Annotated in this window: 19 protein-coding genes and 1 tRNA gene; 15 read left to right on the top strand and 5 right to left on the bottom strand. The window is 35.1% G+C overall.

Going from position 1 to position 19878, the window contains the following annotated elements; translation table 11 throughout:
- Positions 1–4: 4 nt before the first annotated feature.
- On the bottom strand, positions 5–190 hold the full coding sequence (locus DW269_RS05900) for a hypothetical protein (protein WP_233503273.1): 186 nt from the start codon (positions 188–190) through the stop codon (positions 5–7).
- Between the two features lie 93 nt (positions 191–283).
- Between DW269_RS05900 and DW269_RS05895 the strand changes: the two genes are divergently transcribed.
- The 3 genes from DW269_RS05895 (at position 284) to DW269_RS05885 (ending at position 2336) form a co-directional block, all read left to right on the top strand.
- Complete coding sequence (locus DW269_RS05895; protein WP_117458943.1) at positions 284–898, top strand: hypothetical protein; 615 nt, start codon at positions 284–286, stop codon at positions 896–898.
- 311 nt (positions 899–1209) lie between these two features.
- Positions 1210–1285 (top strand) — tRNA-Thr (locus DW269_RS05890).
- A 298-nt stretch (positions 1286–1583) separates the two neighbouring features.
- Entirely contained in the window at positions 1584–2336 is a 753-nt protein-coding gene (locus DW269_RS05885; protein ID WP_117458942.1) for a ChbG/HpnK family deacetylase, read from the top strand.
- Positions 2337–2363: 27 nt separating this feature from the next.
- Here DW269_RS05885 and DW269_RS05880 read toward each other — a convergent pair whose 3' ends face one another.
- Positions 2364–3620, bottom strand: coding sequence for a serine dehydratase subunit alpha family protein (locus tag DW269_RS05880; protein WP_117458941.1), 1257 nt, complete (start codon positions 3618–3620; stop codon positions 2364–2366).
- A gap of 37 nt (positions 3621–3657) precedes the next feature.
- A complete protein-coding gene (locus DW269_RS05875; protein ID WP_117458940.1) occupies positions 3658–4854 on the bottom strand; it encodes an O-antigen ligase in 1197 nt (398 codons plus the stop codon).
- 101 nt (positions 4855–4955) lie between these two features.
- Between DW269_RS05875 and DW269_RS05870 the strand changes: the two genes are divergently transcribed.
- Positions 4956–5372 carry a hypothetical protein gene (locus DW269_RS05870; protein ID WP_040390262.1) on the top strand — a complete coding sequence of 139 codons (417 nt, stop codon included), beginning with the start codon at positions 4956–4958 and terminating at the stop codon, positions 5370–5372.
- A gap of 137 nt (positions 5373–5509) precedes the next feature.
- Here the strand turns inward: DW269_RS05870 and DW269_RS05865 are convergent, their stop codons facing one another.
- Positions 5510–6376, bottom strand: a complete 867-nt coding sequence (locus DW269_RS05865; protein WP_117458939.1) for a LysR family transcriptional regulator — start codon at positions 6374–6376, stop codon at positions 5510–5512.
- A gap of 102 nt (positions 6377–6478) precedes the next feature.
- On the opposite strand from DW269_RS05865, the gene DW269_RS05860 reads away from it, so the two are divergent.
- From DW269_RS05860 to DW269_RS05815, 9 genes are all read left to right on the top strand, one after another.
- Complete coding sequence (locus DW269_RS05860; protein WP_233502443.1) at positions 6479–7168, top strand: carboxymuconolactone decarboxylase family protein; 690 nt, start codon at positions 6479–6481, stop codon at positions 7166–7168.
- Positions 7169–7170: 2 nt separating this feature from the next.
- The gene (locus DW269_RS05855; protein WP_117458937.1) at positions 7171–7587 is read left to right on the top strand and encodes a cupin domain-containing protein; all 417 of its coding nucleotides are present in this window, start codon (positions 7171–7173) and stop codon (positions 7585–7587) included.
- Positions 7588–8020: 433 nt separating this feature from the next.
- Positions 8021–8302, top strand: a complete 282-nt coding sequence (locus DW269_RS05850; RefSeq protein WP_233502442.1) for a 23S rRNA methyltransferase — start codon at positions 8021–8023, stop codon at positions 8300–8302.
- A gap of 20 nt (positions 8303–8322) precedes the next feature.
- On the top strand, positions 8323–9012 hold the full coding sequence (locus DW269_RS05845) for a response regulator transcription factor (RefSeq protein WP_117458936.1): 690 nt from the start codon (positions 8323–8325) through the stop codon (positions 9010–9012).
- Entirely contained in the window at positions 9009–10253 is a 1245-nt protein-coding gene (locus tag DW269_RS05840) for a sensor histidine kinase KdpD (RefSeq protein ID WP_199409963.1), read from the top strand. The genes DW269_RS05845 and DW269_RS05840 overlap by 4 nt, the downstream gene beginning before the upstream one ends.
- A 136-nt stretch (positions 10254–10389) precedes the next feature.
- The gene (locus DW269_RS05835) at positions 10390–11064 is read left to right on the top strand and encodes an ABC transporter ATP-binding protein (protein ID WP_117458934.1); all 675 of its coding nucleotides are present in this window, start codon (positions 10390–10392) and stop codon (positions 11062–11064) included.
- Positions 11061–13505 (top strand): ABC transporter permease, encoded by a 2445-nt coding sequence (locus tag DW269_RS05830; RefSeq protein WP_117458933.1) that lies wholly within the window; start codon positions 11061–11063, stop codon positions 13503–13505. Before DW269_RS05835 ends, DW269_RS05830 begins: the two co-directional genes overlap by 4 nt.
- A gap of 421 nt (positions 13506–13926) precedes the next feature.
- Complete coding sequence (locus DW269_RS05820; RefSeq protein WP_117458932.1) at positions 13927–14574, top strand: flavodoxin; 648 nt, start codon at positions 13927–13929, stop codon at positions 14572–14574.
- 37 nt (positions 14575–14611) lie between these two features.
- Positions 14612–15481, top strand: a complete 870-nt coding sequence (locus DW269_RS05815) for a diacylglycerol kinase family protein (protein ID WP_117458931.1) — start codon at positions 14612–14614, stop codon at positions 15479–15481.
- Here the strand turns inward: DW269_RS05815 and DW269_RS05810 are convergent.
- Positions 15455–16315, bottom strand: coding sequence for a LysR family transcriptional regulator (locus DW269_RS05810; RefSeq protein WP_117458930.1), 861 nt, complete (start codon positions 16313–16315; stop codon positions 15455–15457). The genes DW269_RS05815 and DW269_RS05810 overlap by 27 nt on opposite strands.
- A gap of 89 nt (positions 16316–16404) precedes the next feature.
- Between DW269_RS05810 and DW269_RS05805 the strand changes: the two genes are divergently transcribed.
- Positions 16405–18120, top strand: coding sequence for an ABC transporter ATP-binding protein (locus DW269_RS05805; protein ID WP_117458929.1), 1716 nt, complete (start codon positions 16405–16407; stop codon positions 18118–18120).
- Entirely contained in the window at positions 18110–19849 is a 1740-nt protein-coding gene (locus DW269_RS05800; protein ID WP_117458928.1) for an ABC transporter ATP-binding protein, read from the top strand. The genes DW269_RS05805 and DW269_RS05800 overlap by 11 nt, the downstream gene beginning before the upstream one ends.
- Positions 19850–19878: the final 29 nt, after the last annotated feature.

Below are 19878 nucleotides of genomic sequence, written 5' to 3'. Positions count from 1 at the left end.
AAAATTACTGATTATTTTTTTGAATTTTTACTTGATTTCTATTATCCAATTTTTTTATTTGGTCTGTACTAAAAGTGACGGTTTCTTTTGTATGAGTAGGTGCTGTATTGACAAGATTCACACCTAATGACCATTCTTCTAGTTCTTCCTCTAGAGTATCTGCATCCTTTGCTTTTACTTTAATAGCCATACACTTCACCTCTTTCGAATTAATTATATACATAATGTACTCTTTTTAAAAGCGAATAATAATGTTAAAATATGGGAAAGGAGTGAAATCATTATGATAATAGACTTAAACCAGATTCTATCTATTTTTAATATAGATTATGAAATAGTAAAAGAAAACAATAAACTAGGTGGAGCTTCTTTACCTAAACAGTTTAATCAAGGAGGAGAAATAAGAGCTCAATTCCTCTCACGTAAGTTCTCATTAATATATGACCCGGATAAAATCAAACCTGAATGGGATCAAGTAGGACATAAGAAGTATGCCATGTTGTTTATGGAAGATAATCTAGGTGTCATTTATCAGAAAACAGGATTCACATCTCAATCAGGTTACTTTGTATTAAAGTATGACAATGTAAAATACAAGATGTATAAAGTAGGATTAGAAACAGGCTATGTTTATCCTATCTATGATGGATCTACATTAGTAGCCTGTATTGTGGCTGATAAATCCATCTTCAATGAATTAAATCTCTATCATATTTATGCATCAAGTAAATCATATGCTTATATCGCAACTGTATTTGGCTTATATCTAGATGCCTGCATCCAGTTAAAGCATGGTCCTCTTATTACTTCACCAAGCTTTATTTCTGGAAAGAGCCTAAGAAAGAAATATGATCCTGCTTTTATTGAAAAAATAAAGGATATGGAAAACAAAGCGTAACAAAAATATTGTTGTTATAGAAAAAGTATGCTAATATGACTTTGGGAGTCGTATTACGATTAGAATAGCTCTTGGAAAGGTCTGAAATAGGGAGTCAGATCTTTTTTTATATATGTTCATACTTAGTTCATATACTAAGACTATAGTAATACCTGTAAAGAGGGCCACTCCCTAATAATAAAAGCGTCCTGTTTACGATTCATAAATAAAACTCCCTTCTAATTGTATTAAAATGTTTTTTAGAACCACTGGCTCTCCTCCAGTGGTTTTTACTTGTTTTAAAATAGTAGAAGACTATAATATACTTAGATGCCGACTTAGCTCAGTAGGTAGAGCAACATACTCGTAACATGTAGGTCACAGGTTCGATTCCTGCAGTCGGCACCATTTGTTTTGTACAAGTCATATATTTTGTCTATCTATTCGTTACAGCCCTTTCTCTTGCATAAAAGAAGAATATCACATATAATAAAAACGCAATAATATTCGTCTAGTCGCGGAAATATATTGCGTTTAGACCAGGTGGCAGTGCACTTGGTTTTTTATTTGTCTCAATTGACAACGCTTACACTATAGAGTAAACTATATATAGAAAGAAGTGATCCTGGCGGTATGATCTTATTATATATTGTATATATATGATAAGTATGATAACCAGGATCATTTTTATTTGGGAGGATTTGTTATGAAGATTATGGTACGTGCTGATGATTTAGGTTACAGCAAAGGTGTGAATTATGGTATTTATGATACCGTTAAAAATGGTGTGATTAAGAATATTGGCTTTATGGTGAATATGCCTGATTCTGTAGAAGGATATGAACTTGTAAAGGATTTAGATATCTGTTTAGGACAGCATACTAATGTATGTGTTGGTACTCCTATCAGTGATCCAAAACTCATTCCTAGTCTTGTAGATAAAAACGGACAATTTAAATCAAGTAGAACATATAGACAAAGTAAAGAAGACTTTGTAGTACTAGAGGAAGCCATTATAGAAATAGAAGCACAGTATGAAAGATTTAAAGAGATAACACATCTTGAGCCTTCTTATTTTGAAGCACATGCAGTGGCAAGTGAGAATCTATTAAAAGGAATAGAAATAGTAGCAAATAGACATCATTTGAAATTCAATGATATTTCTTTTGATGGAACACCCGTTGATCTTGCGGGAGAAAAACTCTATATGCATATGGAAAGTATGAAGGAAGGGTATGATCCTTTTAAATCATTTAAAGAAATGGTAGAAAATGCGCATGATGATGGATGTGATTTATTAGTTTGTCATCCAGGTTATCTAGATGCACAAATACTACGTACTTCTTCTCTCACTCTTGATCGTACAAAAGAAGCAGAGATGTTATGTTCAGAAGAACTCAAAGATTATCTAAAAGAACATGATATACACTTATATACATACGATGAAATAGGACGATAAAAGCTGCCATGATCGGCAGCTTTCTTTTTATTTACACATAATTTTAATAATTTCCTGGTCAGTAGAAGCCATACCTTGACTTCCTAATACACCGATGTTATGGATTGTATTTTCTATACCCTTAGAAATAATACCATCTCCACCATAGAACTGCTGACCATTCATATACATATCATAACCTAGAATACCAGCTTCTACACTCACTGCAATCTTTGCAGCACAACTTGCTTTAGCACCATCACAGATAATACCAGAAGTAATAGCTAAGGCATTCACAATTGTATGATTCATTACTTCTTCACTTGCACCCTTTAAATAAGCTAGTCCGGCACCACATGCAGCACCCGCACTCACTGCACCACAGAAAGCAGATAAACGACCAATCTCGGTCTTTAAATGAATGGCTGTTAAGTTAGAAATCACAAGAGCACGGTATAATGCTTCTTTATCTAAATGATCTCTTTCTGCATAAATAATAAGCGGTACAGATACAGTTAATCCCTGGTTACCACTACCAGAATTAATAACGACAGGTAGTTCACAACCATTCATTCTTGCATCACTACCAGCTGCTGCATAGGCCTTTAATAGACTTGGTAAATCTTTTCTAATCGCAATCACCTTACCAATATTAGCTCCATAATCACCATGCATTCCTTCTTGTGCAATGGCAGTATTACATTCAATCATCTGATCTAATAACTCTTTTACATCATCAATCTCTACTTCCTTCGCAAAAGTATAAATATCATGCATAGTAAGAGTTAAGTAATCTTCATCAATAGTCTGCTTTAATGCTTCTCCACATACAATAGTTTTATTATCTTTTGTCATTTCTACAATATGTGTATGTGTTCCTGCGATATGTACCATTGCTTCATGTTCATCATTAGATACAGTTAAACGAATATCTAAAGAATAAGGGGATTCTAAAGGCTTAACCTTAATAGAAGCACTCTTCATGAGTTCAGTCATCGCAATAATATCTTCTTCCTTCACATGACTGATAACCTCTAATTCCGCTTCTGCATCTCCACCTGTAATCCCAATACAGGCAGCTGTTTCAATACCTTTGTTTCCATGAGTATGAGGCACAATAACACTCTTGACATTCTTGATGATATTGCCACTGACTTCAATCAATATCTTATTTGGCATATCTCCTAATGTCTTTCTTGCAAGACTTCCTGCATATGCAATTGCGATAGGTTCTGTACATCCCATGGCAGTTACGAGTTCCTTATTTAAGATTCTTACATAAGTCTCATATAGTTCTTTATCCATTTTTTTCTCCTTTTAAAAAGGCAATGCATACATTGCCTTATTGATCAATTTCTTTTCTATAAATGTCAAAACTGCTTACTATCATCGCAAATAAGAATCCAGTTGATACAAAGAAGATTGTGTAATCTAATAATCCATGAATATAGATCATCACAATATAGCCTACAATTAAAGCAACTAGAGTAGGGTTGCACTTTTTTCTTGATAAGCGATATAAACGTTTAATATTTTCAATGAAGAACGGTGCAATCACTAATAACCCAATAATCCCAAAACATAAAACAGGATCAATAAAGATATTATGTGAATGCTGTGTAGGATGCCCATTATATTGTGCATAAATATGCCAATATGTCATAGGTCCTTCACCAAATAAGAAATGTGTCTTAATGTTCTGAATAGCAACTTCCCAGATATGTTTTCTTACACCTAAGTATTTCACAATATTGCTCATACGTGGAATATATTGAGGTTTTGCGATAAAGAAACCAACACCTGCTGCACCTACAGCACAAATACTACCAAAACTCTTATAATTACGATTAAACAACAACATAATCGCAAGACCACCAGCAAGAGCAGGCCATGCAGTACGACACCCTGTTAAATAAAGACAGAATAAGTTAAGTAATGTGATTAAACCAATAATCACAATCTCTTTAATATGATCCATGAATCCATGATTATGTGTATACTTCAAGAACTTATAGAAGAGAATAGCCACAAAGAACTCAATCATCATTGCATAGTAGTTCGCATTAAAGAACATCGCATTCGTACGATACTGTGGCGCATTAAATACAACCAGATACCATCCCTCAAGATCAAACTGTCTTAAGATGAATACATATTCAATAATAGCCCATACACTCGCAAATACACTTAAACCAATCACTAGGTTCAACATTGTATCAAATAGTTCTTCACTTGCATGACGTCTATACACAAGTGTCATACTATATAACATTAAATATCCTAATGATACACCAGCTCCTGGCCAGTTCTGATAGAAGATACTAGTTAAGAAAATAAGTGCTGAAAAGAAAATAATATATTTACTGCGTTTTGTTTCTTCATAACCTTTCTTTACTTCACCCTGTTTGATCCATTTAAAGAATATAATTGCATGAATCACTACAGTAATATAGAAAGGAAGGAATATTGCGGCAATCGCAATCAGAAAATCACATTGTACAGAATCAAAACGTGACTTTAAGTTTTTAATAATATCCATGAGAACCCCCTTTAATTACATTCTATATTATACACGAAAAATCAAAAAAAATATTGTTTACTCACGAAATATTGGTAGAATACTCTATGGAGGTAGAATATATGAATATGAACACTTCATTCTTCTCTTTTAAGTCAGGATCTCCATTCATGATTATCCTATCTATTATTTTAGGAACACTACTCATGGCTTATGGAATCTATGAAATCTTCTTTAAGAAAGATAAAAGAGAAATTAAAGGAATTTACCATGGTTATAAGAAAGTCAATAACTTATATTGTCGTCCTATCTTCCAGTATTCTTATGGTACAAAGAAGTATAACCAGGCATCTATCCAGGAATTTAAAGTAGAAAAGATTGAAAAAGATTATGTAAAAGGACAGGAATATCCTATTTATTTAGGGGAACAGGCGAATACATTCTATTTAAAGAAGAAAAGCACTTGGTCTAACTATTTATTAATCGTTGCAGGTATCTTATTCTATGTAAGTGCTATTCTAGGTTATCTAGGATTCTAAAAAGAAGTAGTTTTTAATAACTACTTCTTTTTCTATGCAAGAAATAAAAAGTCCCACCGGGTTGCCCATGAAAATCAGTGGCGTGGTGGGTTCTGTCAAAACAATTATACGTTTTTTGATAGTTCTATCAAGATATATTACTTCTTTTTCTTTTCTAGTCTTTTTTCTACAGCACGATAAAGTGGTTCTAATAGCTTCTTATTCTTTTTCTTACATACAAGATAGAAACTATTAGTCGCTTCTTTATCTATGATTGGAATAATCTTACGATTATCTGGCTTGCCATCTTTTTCTATAGATAGATCAGAAATAAATGTTGGAAGAGTAGAATTCTGTGTCAGATCCATAAATACTTCTCTATTATCCTGAAGAATAAAATGAGTATGAGGCTGTGTTTCTAAATGCATAGGATACCATACACCAATTCTAGAATACAAAAGCATTGTCTGACCATCTAGATTCTTAAAGAATAATGCTTTACTATCTGCAAGAGGATGATCAGGTGTTAATGAAAAATATAATGTTTCTGTATCATATAACTCATAATATAATTCTTTACTATCAGGAATCTTATTTAATACAACAGCTGTATATAAATCATTCTCCAAACCAGATAATAAGATATCTGGCATTTTTATTTCTGAAGAAATAGCCATATCTTCATATATCTTACCAGCATAAGGTACTAAATCCCATAAAGGCGCAGGTGCGCATGATCCAATACTAATTGTATGAGTCATACGATCATATTCACGTACACGAGCAATCATATCATTTGCAGAAAATAATACTTTCTGTGCATAATCAACAGCCACTTTACCAGTCGCATTTAAAGTAATACGATTCTTTTCACGGTCAAAAATAGGAACTTGCAGTTCTTCTTCAAGCTTCTGCATGGCACGAGAAAGAGCTGGCTGAGAGATATGTAATGCATCAGCTGCTTTAGATAATGTACCATACTTAGAAACAGCCAATAATTGTTCAACTTGTCCAATTTCAATCATTTGATAATCCTCCTCACTATGCACTCACATTATAGCATAATACAAAACTGGCATTGTACTTTTCTACTTATTATTAATAAAATACACATAGAGGTGAAGACTATGAAATATACATTTATGGAAAACTTTAAAGACAAAGATCCAGAATTCTATGATTTTTATTCACATTTTATAGGAGAAGAAGTAATCAATGATACCACTTTGGATGATAAGAGTAGATATTTATCTATTACTGCAGTACTTCTAGGAACGAAATCTCATGATTTATTTAAGGATATGTTAGATGATTTATTGAAGTATTTGACTGCTGATGAAATCCAAGAAGTCCTTTATCAAGCCGTGGCCTATCTTGGTATTGGTATGGTTTATCCATTCTTAAATATTATGAATAGACATGTGAATAAACCATTAAAGAGTGCGTCTACCACAAATAGAGACAATCGTATAGAACTTGGTAATCAAAAACAATGTGAACTCTTTGGTGAACATATGAGAGGATTCCAAACAAGTGGTCCTGAAGAAGAACGTCATATCAAGAGATGGCTCGCAGGTAACTGCTTTGGTGATAACTATACAAGAATGGGACTCAATGGTGCACAAAGAGAAATGATTACTTTCTGTTTTCTATCAGCACTCGGCACTGAACCTCAATTAAAGGCTCATATTGGTGGAAACTTCCATGTTGGTAATGATGCACATTATCTCATTAATGTGATTTCTAACTGTATGCCTTATATTGGTTATCCACGTACTTTAAATGCTATCAGATGTATACATGAAATGGAGAAATAATCATGAATTATACTTTAGAAGATATCAAGAAACAGAGTCCTTATCCTATTGGTGAATTGAATACAGCATATGCCAAGTATTTTGTAGGTAATAGTTATCTCTATTCTATTAATAATCAAGAAGTAAATATTTCTAATGTTACTTTTGAACCAGGATGCAGAAACAACTGGCATATCCATCATGGTGCAGGACAGATCTTATTATGTACTGCAGGAAGAGGGTATTATCAGGAGTGGGGAAAACCTGCTCAGGAACTCAATGTAGGTGATACAGTTTATATTGCGCCAGAAATCAAACATTGGCATGGTGCAGCACCAGAAAGCTATTTTGTGCATATTGCAGAAAGTGTACCAAATGAAAATGCTTCAAACGAGTGGCTTGAAGCAGTGGATGAAGAAGAATATCTAAAATTGAAATAAAACAAAACGATCAGGAAGGGAAGCCTGATCGTTGTTTATTTCAAGAGTTATTTTGAAGGGAGTTTGGGAAATTTTAGGGATCACTCTTGGTAAAAAAGAAGCTTTGATTATTATAGGGAGTTGCTTTCTCTTTACAGGTACTATTATGCTTTTTATCTATGAACACATTGTGAACTCATTATTTTTTTCTAGGAAATATGTTATAATGAGGTCCGAGGATGATTTTTTATGAGAAAATCAATCATTACATTCTTATGTTTGATGTTAATCACATTATCAGGATGTACTTATAATACCAAATCATCAGAAAGTGATGCCCCCTCTTGACTATTACAGGTGGTCTCAGTGATACATTAATTGTTTATTATTCATTTAATGGTGAAGAACGTGAACTTGCGAGACGGTTGTTCTTTTGTCCCAACTGAAACAAAAGTTGGATGATTACATTAATGTCACGATTGAACTTGATAATGTGGATATAACATCTGCAGAGACTAAGGCTACATATGATGAGATAAAGAAGTATGTGGCTGAACATAATGCCGGCATGAAGGTTTCCAATCTGTATATCTTACAGGTAAAGAGAAAATGCGGAATTGAGGTTGGAAAGAATTATAATTTACCTAAAAATGAAGATAGCAGGCAACCGCAGTGTCCAGAAGATAAAGAGAGTGCAATTGTGGAGGCATTGAAGCATTTTAAGATGAATAGTTAATAAAGAGAGGTGCATATGCTATGCCAGGTATACTCGTGGTCGAAGATGATGAAAATTTAAATTGTGGAATTACATTTTCACTGAAAAAATCCGGGTATGAGGTTTTTTCAGCAGAATCAGTGAAAAAAGCGAAAAGAATTGCAAGTGATAATAATGTGGATGTTACCATTTGTGATGTGAATCTTCCGGATGGGAATGGACTGGAATTTGTAAGGTGGATGAGACGCAATTATAATACATACATTATTTGTCTTACAGCACTAGATCAGGAGATGGATCAGGTCATGGGATATGAAGCAGGGGCAGATGATTATATGACAAAGCCGTTTAGTCTTTCGGTACTTCTTTTGAAAATAGAAGCACATTTCCGTCGCAGACAGGAGAAAACGGAAGTTGGAAAGATGATTTCGGGAGATATCGTATTTTTCGCAGGCGAAATGAAAGTCCTGATAAAGAGTCGTGAAATCAGTCTGACAAAAACGGAGTTGAAAATGCTGACTTTTTTTCTTCAGAATCCGAAACAGATTCTTTCAAAAACACAAATATTGGAAAATGTGTTTGATCTGGAAGGGAATTTTGTGGATGAAAATACAATCGCTGTCAATATCAGAAGACTTCGTGAGAAAATCGAAGACAATCCGGCTGCACCGGTCTATATAAAGAATATTAGAGGTCTTGGGTATATATGGAATCAGGAGGTAAGGCAGTGACAAAGAGATATCGCAAGAAGATGACAGTAGTGCTCTCCTTGGTATTACCTGTCATATTATTGTTTGCAATATTAAATTGCTTTACCACGTATGTGTTTTATGAAGACTATAAATATAAAATGAATCTTATGACAGAGATTGCTGCAAAGGAAGAATTTTCCGGGCTTGATGCTGTTTCTGAATTGCTTAAGAATAAGGATATTGAAACTAACGAACAGGGAAGGCAATTATTGGAGCAATATGGATACAGGGGGAATAAAGGGAATGCATTTTATTCGCAATTTCGGCATCAAGTTATGGTGACCGGTGCTGTAAGCACTGTGATATGTGTGTTTCTTTTGACTTTTTTACTTTATTGGAAGAAAAAAGAAGATGCGTGTCATCAGAAAATTTTAGACCAGTTGGAAGAAATTCTGATCAGATTCCGTGAAAATAAATTTGATGATTTACTGAAAACGGAAAATCATGCAGAACTGGAAAAATTGAATGACCAGCTTGAAGCAATCGGACATCATATTCAGTTGATAAAGGAAGAAGCGAGGGCAGAAAAGGAGAACACGAAAGAAATGGTTTCTGATATTTCTCACCAGTTAAAGACACCGGTTGCAGCTTTGGATACATGTTTTAGTGTGCTGATGCAGAATGACTTAAGTGCCACAGAACAGGAGGAGTTTCGTATCCGTTGTCGGAGTGCTCTGGATGGACTGGAGACATTATTGCAGTCGCTTCTTGAAATATCCAAGATGGAAACTGGATTGATTCAGATTAATAAGAAAAAACTTCCACTTATGGATACTGTCATATCTGCTGTGAATCGCACTTATCCTAAAGCAGATGAGAAAGAAATTGAATTCATTTTTGACTATGCAAAAGAGCTGGAAACATGCATGGTTATGCAGGATAAAAGATGGCTTGGTGAAGCTGTGATCAACGTTCTGGATAATGCAATCAAGTACAGCCCGGATGGTTCAAAAATATTTATCCGGTTACAAAAAAGAAACGATCTTGTAAGAATGGAAATTGAGGATCAGGGAATTGGTATTCCGCAGAATGAGTATCACAAAATTTTTCAACGATTTTACAGAGGAAGTTCCAAGGAGGTCATGGAAAAGAGTGGTACAGGAATCGGACTTTTTCTATCGAGAGAAATTATCGAAAAACACAGAGGTACAATCATGGTAACCTCCGGCAAAAAGAAAAAAGGAAGCACGTTTGTGATTCAATTACCATATGTTGATTAAATTTTAAGTGAGCAGGAATCTTACAATTTTGTAAGACTTCTGCTCGTTTTTTGAAAGTGAAATGAAAGATTATCTTGATACAATTTGGATGTAGGTTGAAAAGGTACACTTTACAGAATTAAAAAGGAGGCAACACATGAGTGTGATATTAGAAACCAAGCAGCTTTGTAAGTTTTATGGCGCGGGTGAGAATCAGGTCAAAGCGGTCAATCAGGTGGACATTCAGATTGAGCAAGGAGAATTTGTCGCAATTGTCGGAAAGTCAGGTTCCGGTAAAAGTACATTACTTCATATGCTTGGAGGGCTTGACACCCCTACAAAAGGCAGTGTTACTTTAGCCGGGAAAGATTTATACAGGATGAAGGAAGATGCCCTTGCTGTTTTCCGCAGAAGAAAAATCGGATTTATTTTTCAGGCATTTAATCTGGTTTCATCTGTTAATGTCTGGGAAAATATTGTACTGCCACTGGGGCTGGATGGAAGAAAAGTGGATGAAGCGTATGTAAATGACATTATTGCAACTCTGGGGATTGAAAACCGGATTTATAATCTGCCAAATCAGTTATCCGGAGGACAGCAGCAGAGAGTAGCAATTGCAAGAGCACTGGTGAATCGTCCGGAAATTATATTTGCAGATGAGCCGACAGGAAATCTTGATTCTAAGACCAGTGATGAGGTAATCGCTCTGCTTAAGATGACAGCAAGAAAATATGGACAGACAATTGTAATGATTACCCATGATGACGAAATTGCACAGGTCGCTGACCGTATTCTGGTGATTGAGGACGGACAGGTGGTGGATTTTAGATGAAGACAATAAGCAGGATTGCATATAGCAATGACAAAAAGAACAAGACAAGAAGCATATTGATCATGATGGCAATCTGTCTGACAACGATGTTGCTTGTGATTATCAGTACTGTGGGAAATGGAATGATCCGTTTACAGAAAAGTCAGGCGGCAGGCTCATATGGAAGCAATTATGGTTTGTTTGTCGCAGCAGACGGATCGCAGTTAAAAGAAGTAAACCGCCGTGCGGAAATAGATGCTACAGGTACTATGTGCACCGAAGGTATCATAAAAGGCAACGAAAACGGTGGTTTTGTCTGCATGGATGAGACTGCAAGAAAAATGCTTCCCTATAATAAGGAATATGAGTTAAAGGAAGGAAAGTATCCGGGGGGAACACAGGAAATTGCCGCAGGAAGAGCATTTTTTTGTGCAATGGGGTATGGTGATGTAAAAATCGGAGATACGGTTACACTGGATTACCGCGCAGGGATGCAGTCAGAATATAAGCCGGAAGAATTTGTTGTCAGCGGAATCCTATATGATCGGGATGAGTATACCATCGAGGCATCTTATGTTGCTTTCGGGTCACAGGAGTTTTATGATAAGCACGTCGCAGAGAATGACAGACAGTATAATATTTATTTTACTTTAAATGATTCTGCAAATGTATCTATGAATAATATTAATTCGGTTATAAAGCAGATTGCAGCGTCTTGTGGGATCGAAGAAAAAAACGTTATAGTCAATGATCTCTATTTGCAATGGATCTTGCAGCCGAGTTATGAAATGATTGCGGTATGCGGGGTTTTGATTCTTGCAATTGTACTTTTCTCTGTTGTGGTCATTTATAATATTTTTCAGGTCGGTATTGCCAACAAGATACAGGAGTATGGAAAAATCAAGGCTCTGGGAGCGACAAAAAAGCAGATGAAACAACTGATCTTCAGAGAGGGTATGTTTTTGACAATTTCTTCAATACCAGTTGGATTGCTTCTTGGTTTTCTGATTGCAAAATGCGGTTTTAACTGGCTGGTAGAACAGGGAAACCTTGTATCAACCGGAACTGGCTCTATGGGAGCTCAAAATCAGCAGGTGCCTTTGTTTTCTCTGCCTGTTATGCTTCTCTGTATTTTCGTATCATTTCTTACCGTTGCTTTGGCACTGCGTAAACCGATGAAAATTGTTTCACGTATTTCACCTATCGAAGCAACACGCTATTTAGAAAATGCAGAAACACACAAAAAAGGAAAACGAAATGGCAGAAAAAATGTCACAGTGTTTTCTATGGCAATGGCAAATGTAACGGGTAATCCCAAAAGAACTATTGGTACTATCCTCACAATGGGGCTTTCCTGCGTATTGTTTGTGATTATCTCAAATTATGTGGGAAATATTGACACGGAGCATGAAGCACGTCTTTCTGTTAATCATGGACAATTTGAACTGCAGCTTGACTATTCTGCTGAGTATGATGAAAGATATCCGGAGAATAATCTGGATACGATTCTGACGGATGATCCATTGAATGATTCGCTGATTGAAAAAATCAAAAGCATTCCGGGAGTAACAGATGTCATGACGAGAGAGATTGTCTCTGTAAATCTGAACGGAACAAGATTTCCGGCTACTATTGTGAGTAAAAAGGATTTTGATTTTATGCGCCAAGAAGGGGATATTGGCTCTATGGACTATGATCAGGCGGTAAAGAATGGTGATATTTTCTTTGGCTGGTCAACGTGGATGGAACAAGATGGATATGCTCCGGGTGAATCCATTGCATTTGACTTTGAGAATGGAAGTGGAACCTATACCTATCAGGGAAAGATTGCAGGATCTTTTGTAAGTGCGGACACTTATCTTGTCATTCCGGAAGGTGTATATCGTTCCATGAATCCGAGAGGAACAGCCTATGGCTATCTGTGGGTGGATTGTGATAAAAAAGATGTGGCATCTGTAGAACAAAGTCTGAATACTTTGATTTCTAATACTTCGCATATAAAAATGGATACTTATCATGCGCAGTTACAATCTGCCGAATTTGCAAGCAGCATGATGAAGCTTGGCTGTTATCTGTTTATGGCTATTGTAGGACTCATCGGGTTTATGAATATGGCGAATACCATGATCATGAATATTACGACAAAAAAGCAGGAATATGGTATATTACAGGCTGTGGGTATGACAAATAAACAATTAAATTTATGTCTGCAGTTACAGGGACTGATTTTTACGGTTGGTACCATATGCGTAGCTTTGATCATTGGTCTGCCGCTCGGCTATGCACTTTTTTCCTATGCAAAACATAATGGAATATTTGGAATGAATATCTATCATGTTCCAATCGTACCAATTTTTATTATGATTTTTTTGGTCGGTCTGTTGCAGATTGTACTTTCCTGCGTTTTAAGCAGTAATCTGAAAAAGGAAACGCTGGTAGAAAGAATAAGGTATCAGGGATAGCAAGTAATATGTAATGAATTAGGTCTTAACGAAGAGGAGAAATAGATGATTTTCATTTTGTATGTATGATAAGTCTAAACAGTATTTTAGCAACATTTCCTGAATGGGGGGGGCAGAAAGCGTACCAAATAAAAATGCTTCAAACCAGTGGCTTGAAGCAGTGGATGAAGAAGAATATCTAAAATTGAAATAAAACAAAACGATCAGGAAGGGAAGCCTGATCGTTGTTTCTTTCAAGAGTTATTTTGAAGGGAGTTTAGGAAATTTTAGGGATCACTCTTGGTAAAAAGAAGCTTTGATTATTATAGGGAGTTGCTTTCTCTTTACAGGTACTATTATGCTTTTTATCTATGAACACATTGTGAACTCATTATTTTTTTTCTAAGAAATATGTTATAATGGTGTCCGAGGAGGATTTTTTATGAAAAAATCAATCATTACATTCTTATGTTTGATGTTGATCACATTATCAGGATGTACTTATAATACCAAATATTCAGAAAGTGATGCCCCCTTAACTATTACAGGTGGTCTCAGTGATACATTGATTGTGTATTATTCATTCAATGGTGAAGAACGTGAACTTGCTAAACAAGTACAGTCATATACAGAAGGGGACTTACTTTGTTTACAGACTTCTAAGAAGTACTCTACAGACTTTAAAGAAAGAATTAAAGAACATAGAAAAGAAAGAGAAGCTTACGCAAAAGCACTTAAAGAAAATAAACATGATTATAAGAATAAACATGTATTAGATACATTACCTACTCTTAAAAATCAAATTGATGATATTGATCAATACAAGACTGTATATCTTATTTATCCATGCTGGGAAAAGGATGAACCTTTAATTATTGATTCATTCTGTATGGATTATGACTTATCAGGTAAAACAATTGTACCTATGTGTACAAGTGAAAAGAACTGGCGTGGCCATGTGAAATATTCCAGCAAGAAGAGTGTTGCTCACTTTAATAAGATGATACCAAATGCGAACTTTAAGCGCGCAAAGGCATTTACTGATGTCAAAGGCGTTAAAGAGTGGCTAGAAACTATTGATATGATCTAGACTGGATACTGATCCAGTCTTTTTTTGGAGAACTATAATGAGACATATATTTTTACTTAAACCAGTGGATGATGATTATGATCATCATCCGTTTATAGAAACAATTAGAGAAGTGATGCAGGGGTATGATTATGATATATTCATGAGTACCTATCCTGATCACGCCAAGAAGATTATTAAACATTATAAAGAACCAACACGTTTTTATAGTGTTGGTGGGGATGGAATGTTGAACCAGGTAATTCAGGGACTTGTAGGTACACCTCATGAACTAGTAGTTATTCCTTATGGAACAGGAAATGACTTCTTTAAGATGATTTCTAAGAACAATGATTCTAAAGAAGTACTTAAAGCATCTTTAAAGGGTAAAACAATTCCTATTGATACAGTGTTAATGAATAATCGTTATTTTATTAATAATGCATGTTTTGGCTGTGATAGTGTGATTGCGAATCATGTTCATGATGATGTGAAGATTCCTAAGATGTTTAAAGGACATCAATACGAGTATTCTATCCTAAGAAACTTTGTCCAGTATCCATTTTATCCTATTAAGATGACAAGCCATGGAACACTATTGTATGAAGGTCCTGTTACTTTATGTGCCTGTGCGAATGCGAAGTATTATGGTGGGGGTTATAAGGTTGCCCCTCATGCATCATTAGAAGATGGTCTCATGAATATTGTGATTCTTGATCAAATTAATAAAGGACTCATTCCTTTATATATTAAGAAGATAGTAAGTGAAACACTTGATCAGGATAAACATGCTCATGTCTTTACTGTAGATGAAGTAGATGTAGAATCTCAGTATCCATGTAATTTAGATGGTGAAGAAGTAAAAGCATCTCATTATCATCTAGAAGTAAAGAAGAATAGTTTAAATCTTGTAGTCTTTGATAATTAAAGAAATAAATGTTTCTATGATTGGAGATAGTTCTTCTTTTCTTGTGATAAAGGCTGCAGATGTATAGAGACCCTTGTCTTTAAGTTTAGTATAGGTTTGTGAGTTTAAGTCTATATATGGTATAGCCGCTTCAGGTATAATAACCACCTGATCTAATATTGAACCCCATACTAAGGCAGTACGTATATCATCTGTAATAATAGGGATATGTGGCTGGAATTGGAGTTCATTTAAACAATAATCTACTATAAACTGACGATAACGTCTGTGAATCAAAACAGGATCATCTCGATAATCAATGAGATGGTTCTTTTTTTCATTCACAAGAGTAGAAGGTCCTACCGCAATCATTGGCTCAGGCTTAAATAAAAAAGATTTTAAATTCGTAGAATCAAAAGGTGTTCTGACTAACGCAATATCTATTTCATGAGCTAGTAAGGCATCCACCATCTCATAGGTTGTTCCTTCTTTCATATGAATATCTAACTTAGGATATTTCTTTCTAAACACATCCATATGCTCATGTGTAATGAAATAACCATTAGAAGAAGTAATCCCAAAACGTAAGATCTGTGTGGCAGCTCCTTGTACTTCTTTACTTGTCTGTTCATACAAATTCAACATCTGATTACATCTACGATAAAATAAGTGCCCTGCAGGTGTTAGTGTGATATGACGATGTCCTCTCTCTATCAGTATTGTATCTAATTCTTCTTCTATCGCTTTTAACTGCATAGAAAGAGGAGGCTGTGAAATATGTAATACACGTGCAGCCTGTGTTATAGTCCCTTCTTCTACAATTGTCTTAAAGTATTTCATCTGTTTTAGTTCCATATGTTTCTCCTATAGATTCTATATAAAATATATATTATACATATAGTATAAAACAGGATTATAATGTTGCAAGGATAGGGAGGAAAAATATGTATATAATGAAATATTTAAAGCCTTATAAATGGCAGGCCATTTCAGGCTTTATATTTAAACTTATAGAAGCATTTCTAGAATTATGTATACCAATGGCTGTAGCTCTTATTATTGATAATGGTGTTGCAGTACATAATACAAACTATATTACAAAGATGGCTTTTGTGATCTTTGGTTTATCTACAGTAGGATATGCAAGTTCACTTGTATGCCAGTATTTTGCATCACTTACATCACAGGGTGTAGGTACACTTATGCGTAAAGATATGTATCGTGCAATCAACCGTTATGATTATCAGGATCTTGATATTATTGGTACACCTTCTTTAATCACAAGAATCACCAATGATATCAATCAGATTCAGTTAGCTGTCGCCATGGTTATTCGTTTATGTTCAAGATCACCATTTTTAATTATTGGTTCTTTGATTATGAGTTTTGTGATTAACTGGCAGGTAGCACTTATCTTTGTGATTGTCGCACCACTTATTGCGTTTAGTATTTATTTTGTGATGAGTCATACAGCGCCTATGTATTCTCATATCCAGCATATCCTAGATAACGTATCTCTTATTACAAGAGAGAATCTTTCAGGTGTCAGAGTCATTCGTGCTTTTAACCAGCAGGATAATGAACAAAAACGTTTTGAATCAACAACCACAAAACAAAAAGAAGAACAGATCATTGCAGGTAACCTCAGTGCTGTATTAAATCCAGCTACTACAATCATTGTGAACTTTGGGATTATCGCAATTCTCTATATCTCAGGCTTTAAAATCAATGCAGGTAGTATGACACAGGGAGAAGTCATCTCACTTATTAACTATATGAACCAGATCTTACTTTCTATGTATGTCTTTGCGAATGTTATTGTGATCTTAAATAAAGCCAGTGCATCATACAAAAGATGTGCAGATGTACTAAGTCAGAAACCAGATATTGTCCAGGGAATCAATGAGGCTCCAAGTGACTATCAGAACCTTATTACTTATGATCATGTTTCATTCTCATACTATTCAGGTAATGCTTTAACTGATGTGTCATTCAATATTCTTCCAGGTCAGACAATCGGTGTCATTGGAGGGACAGGATCAGGTAAAACAACACTTATTAACCTGATTCCTCGTTTTTATGATGTCACTGAAGGTGAAATCCGTATCAAAGATCTTCCTATTAAATCATATAAGTTTGAAGACTTAAGAAATATGATTGGTATTGTTCCTCAGCAGGCCACACTTTTTGGAGGTACAATCAGAGAAAATATGCAATGGGGTAATCCTTATGCCACAGATGAAGACATCTATGAAGCATTAGAACTCTCACAATCTAAAGAATTCATCGATAAGATGACAGAAGGCTTAGACACCTATATTGAACAGGGTGGTAAGAATGTATCTGGTGGACAAAGACAAAGACTCACTATTGCCCGTGCCTTAGTCAAAAAACCAGAAATACTTATTCTAGATGATAGTGCGAGTGCACTAGACTTTGCGACAGATGCAAAACTAAGAAAAGCTTTAAGTACACTTAATATGACAGTTATTATTGTCTCTCAAAGAGTGAGTGCTTTAATGCATGCAGATTCTATTGTGGTATTAAGCCATGGTGAAGTCGTAGGACAGGGTACTCATGACATGCTTATGAATACATGTGATGTCTATCAGGAGATTGTTATGTCACAGATGGAAGGAGGACAGAATAATGAAGAATAAAAGTACTTTAAAAAGACTTATGGCATTCTGTCGTCCTTATCGTATCTATCTTGTAGGTGCATTATTATTTTCTACAATTAACATTATATTCACTCTTTTGACACCAATTCTTATTGGGAAAGCCATTGACCAGATGATTGGCTATCATCAGGTTTTCTTCCAGGGGCTAAGTCAAAAGATCTTCTATATTGCATTCTCTGTATTGATGACTGCATTATTCAACTATTTCTTAGTCAGAGCATCTAATAAGATGACTTATGAAATCACAAGAGACTTAAGAACAGAACTCTTTAAACAATACCAGATCTTACCTCTTTCTTATATCGATTCTCATACACATGGTGATATGATGAGCCGTATGATTGCCGATATTGATCAAATTTCAGATGGTTTATTACAGGGCTTTACCAACCTCTTTGGTGGTATTGCGACAATCTTAGGTACAATTGGCTTTATGTTATATGTGAATGTTAAGCTGGCTTTGATTGTGATTGTATTAACACCACTTTCTCTCATTGTCGCAACGCTTATTGCGAAATATACATTCAAGTTCTTCCAGGAACAATTATCTATTCGTGGAGAAATGAGTGGTTTTGTAGAAGAAATGGTAGGAAACCAGAAAGTCGTCAAAGCATTCCAACATGAATCAATCAATGAAGAGAAGTTTGATGAAATAAATAATCGTTTATTTAAGAGTGGTGTTAAATCACAATTCCTAGGTGCACTTGCGAATCCTTCTACACGTTTTGTGAATGCGATTGTTTATGATACAGTATGTATCTATGGTGCCTTTAGTGTTATTGGTGGAGGTCTTACAGTAGGTGGTTTATCATCATTCCTTACTTATGCCAATCAGTATACAAAGCCATTTAACGATATTTCTAACGTATTTACTGAATTAGAAACAGCTTTAGCCTGTGCTGAGCGTGTCTTTAAGATTATTGATGAACCAGCTATTAAAAACCCAGAACATCCCGAGACTATTGATAGTCCACAAGGTGTTATTGACTTAAACTATGTGAATTTCAGTTATACACCTGAAAGACCATTGATCACTGATTTTAATCTTCATGTCAATGCAGGTGAAACAATTGCGATTGTAGGACCTACAGGATGTGGTAAAACAACATTAATTAACTTACTAATGCGTTTCTATGATCCTCAAAGTGGTTCTATCTCTATTGATGGTATTAATACACAAACGATGGATCGTTCCTACTTGAGAAGTCTCTATGGTATGGTATTACAGGATACATGGTTATTTAAAGGTACTATTAGAGATAATATTGCGTATGGCTCAAATAATGCGACAGATGAAGAAATTATCGAAGCTGCCAAAAAAGCCCATGCTCATAAATTCATTATTCAGTTAAAAGGTGGCTATGATGCGATGCTTGCAGAAGAAGGCAGTAACTTATCACAAGGACAAAGACAGCTCTTATCTATTGCGAGAATCATGTTAGCTAATCCACCAATGTTGATTCTTGATGAAGCCACTTCATCTATTGATACACGTACGGAAAGACAGATTCAGGATGCTTTTGATACAATGATGATTGGTAGAACAACCTTTATTGTAGCCCATCGTCTTTCTACTATTCAAAAAGCAGATCAGATTATTGTGATGAATGATGGACATATCATTGAACAGGGTAAACATGAAGAACTATTAAAGAAGAATGGTTTCTATCATAACCTTTACTATAGTCAGTTTGAAAAACCAGAGTAAACAAAAAAAGATTCCTCACGGAATCCTTT

It is taken from the genome of Catenibacterium sp. AM22-6LB (assembly GCF_003435615.1).
Taxonomy (GTDB): domain Bacteria; phylum Bacillota_I; class Bacilli_A; order Erysipelotrichales; family Coprobacillaceae; genus Catenibacterium; species Catenibacterium mitsuoka_A.
This window is presented reverse-complemented; position numbering and strand designations above follow the sequence as displayed.

Coding starts and splice junctions, on each gene's coding strand:
- DW269_RS05900 (WP_233503273.1), bottom strand. CDS start 190: ATGGCTATTAAAGTAAAAGCAAAGGATGCAGATACTCTAGAGGAAGAA.
- DW269_RS05895 (WP_117458943.1), top strand. CDS start 284: ATGATAATAGACTTAAACCAGATTCTATCTATTTTTAATATAGATTAT.
- DW269_RS05885 (WP_117458942.1), top strand. CDS start 1,584: ATGAAGATTATGGTACGTGCTGATGATTTAGGTTACAGCAAAGGTGTG.
- DW269_RS05880 (WP_117458941.1), bottom strand. CDS start 3,620: ATGGATAAAGAACTATATGAGACTTATGTAAGAATCTTAAATAAGGAA.
- DW269_RS05875 (WP_117458940.1), bottom strand. CDS start 4,854: ATGGATATTATTAAAAACTTAAAGTCACGTTTTGATTCTGTACAATGT.
- DW269_RS05870 (WP_040390262.1), top strand. CDS start 4,956: ATGAATATGAACACTTCATTCTTCTCTTTTAAGTCAGGATCTCCATTC.
- DW269_RS05865 (WP_117458939.1), bottom strand. CDS start 6,376: ATGATTGAAATTGGACAAGTTGAACAATTATTGGCTGTTTCTAAGTAT.
- DW269_RS05860 (WP_233502443.1), top strand. CDS start 6,479: ATGAAATATACATTTATGGAAAACTTTAAAGACAAAGATCCAGAATTC.
- DW269_RS05855 (WP_117458937.1), top strand. CDS start 7,171: ATGAATTATACTTTAGAAGATATCAAGAAACAGAGTCCTTATCCTATT.
- DW269_RS05845 (WP_117458936.1), top strand. CDS start 8,323: ATGCCAGGTATACTCGTGGTCGAAGATGATGAAAATTTAAATTGTGGA.
- DW269_RS05835 (WP_117458934.1), top strand. CDS start 10,390: ATGAGTGTGATATTAGAAACCAAGCAGCTTTGTAAGTTTTATGGCGCG.
- DW269_RS05830 (WP_117458933.1), top strand. CDS start 11,061: ATGAAGACAATAAGCAGGATTGCATATAGCAATGACAAAAAGAACAAG.
- DW269_RS05820 (WP_117458932.1), top strand. CDS start 13,927: ATGAAAAAATCAATCATTACATTCTTATGTTTGATGTTGATCACATTA.
- DW269_RS05815 (WP_117458931.1), top strand. CDS start 14,612: ATGAGACATATATTTTTACTTAAACCAGTGGATGATGATTATGATCAT.
- DW269_RS05810 (WP_117458930.1), bottom strand. CDS start 16,315: ATGGAACTAAAACAGATGAAATACTTTAAGACAATTGTAGAAGAAGGG.
- DW269_RS05805 (WP_117458929.1), top strand. CDS start 16,405: ATGTATATAATGAAATATTTAAAGCCTTATAAATGGCAGGCCATTTCA.
- DW269_RS05800 (WP_117458928.1), top strand. CDS start 18,110: ATGAAGAATAAAAGTACTTTAAAAAGACTTATGGCATTCTGTCGTCCT.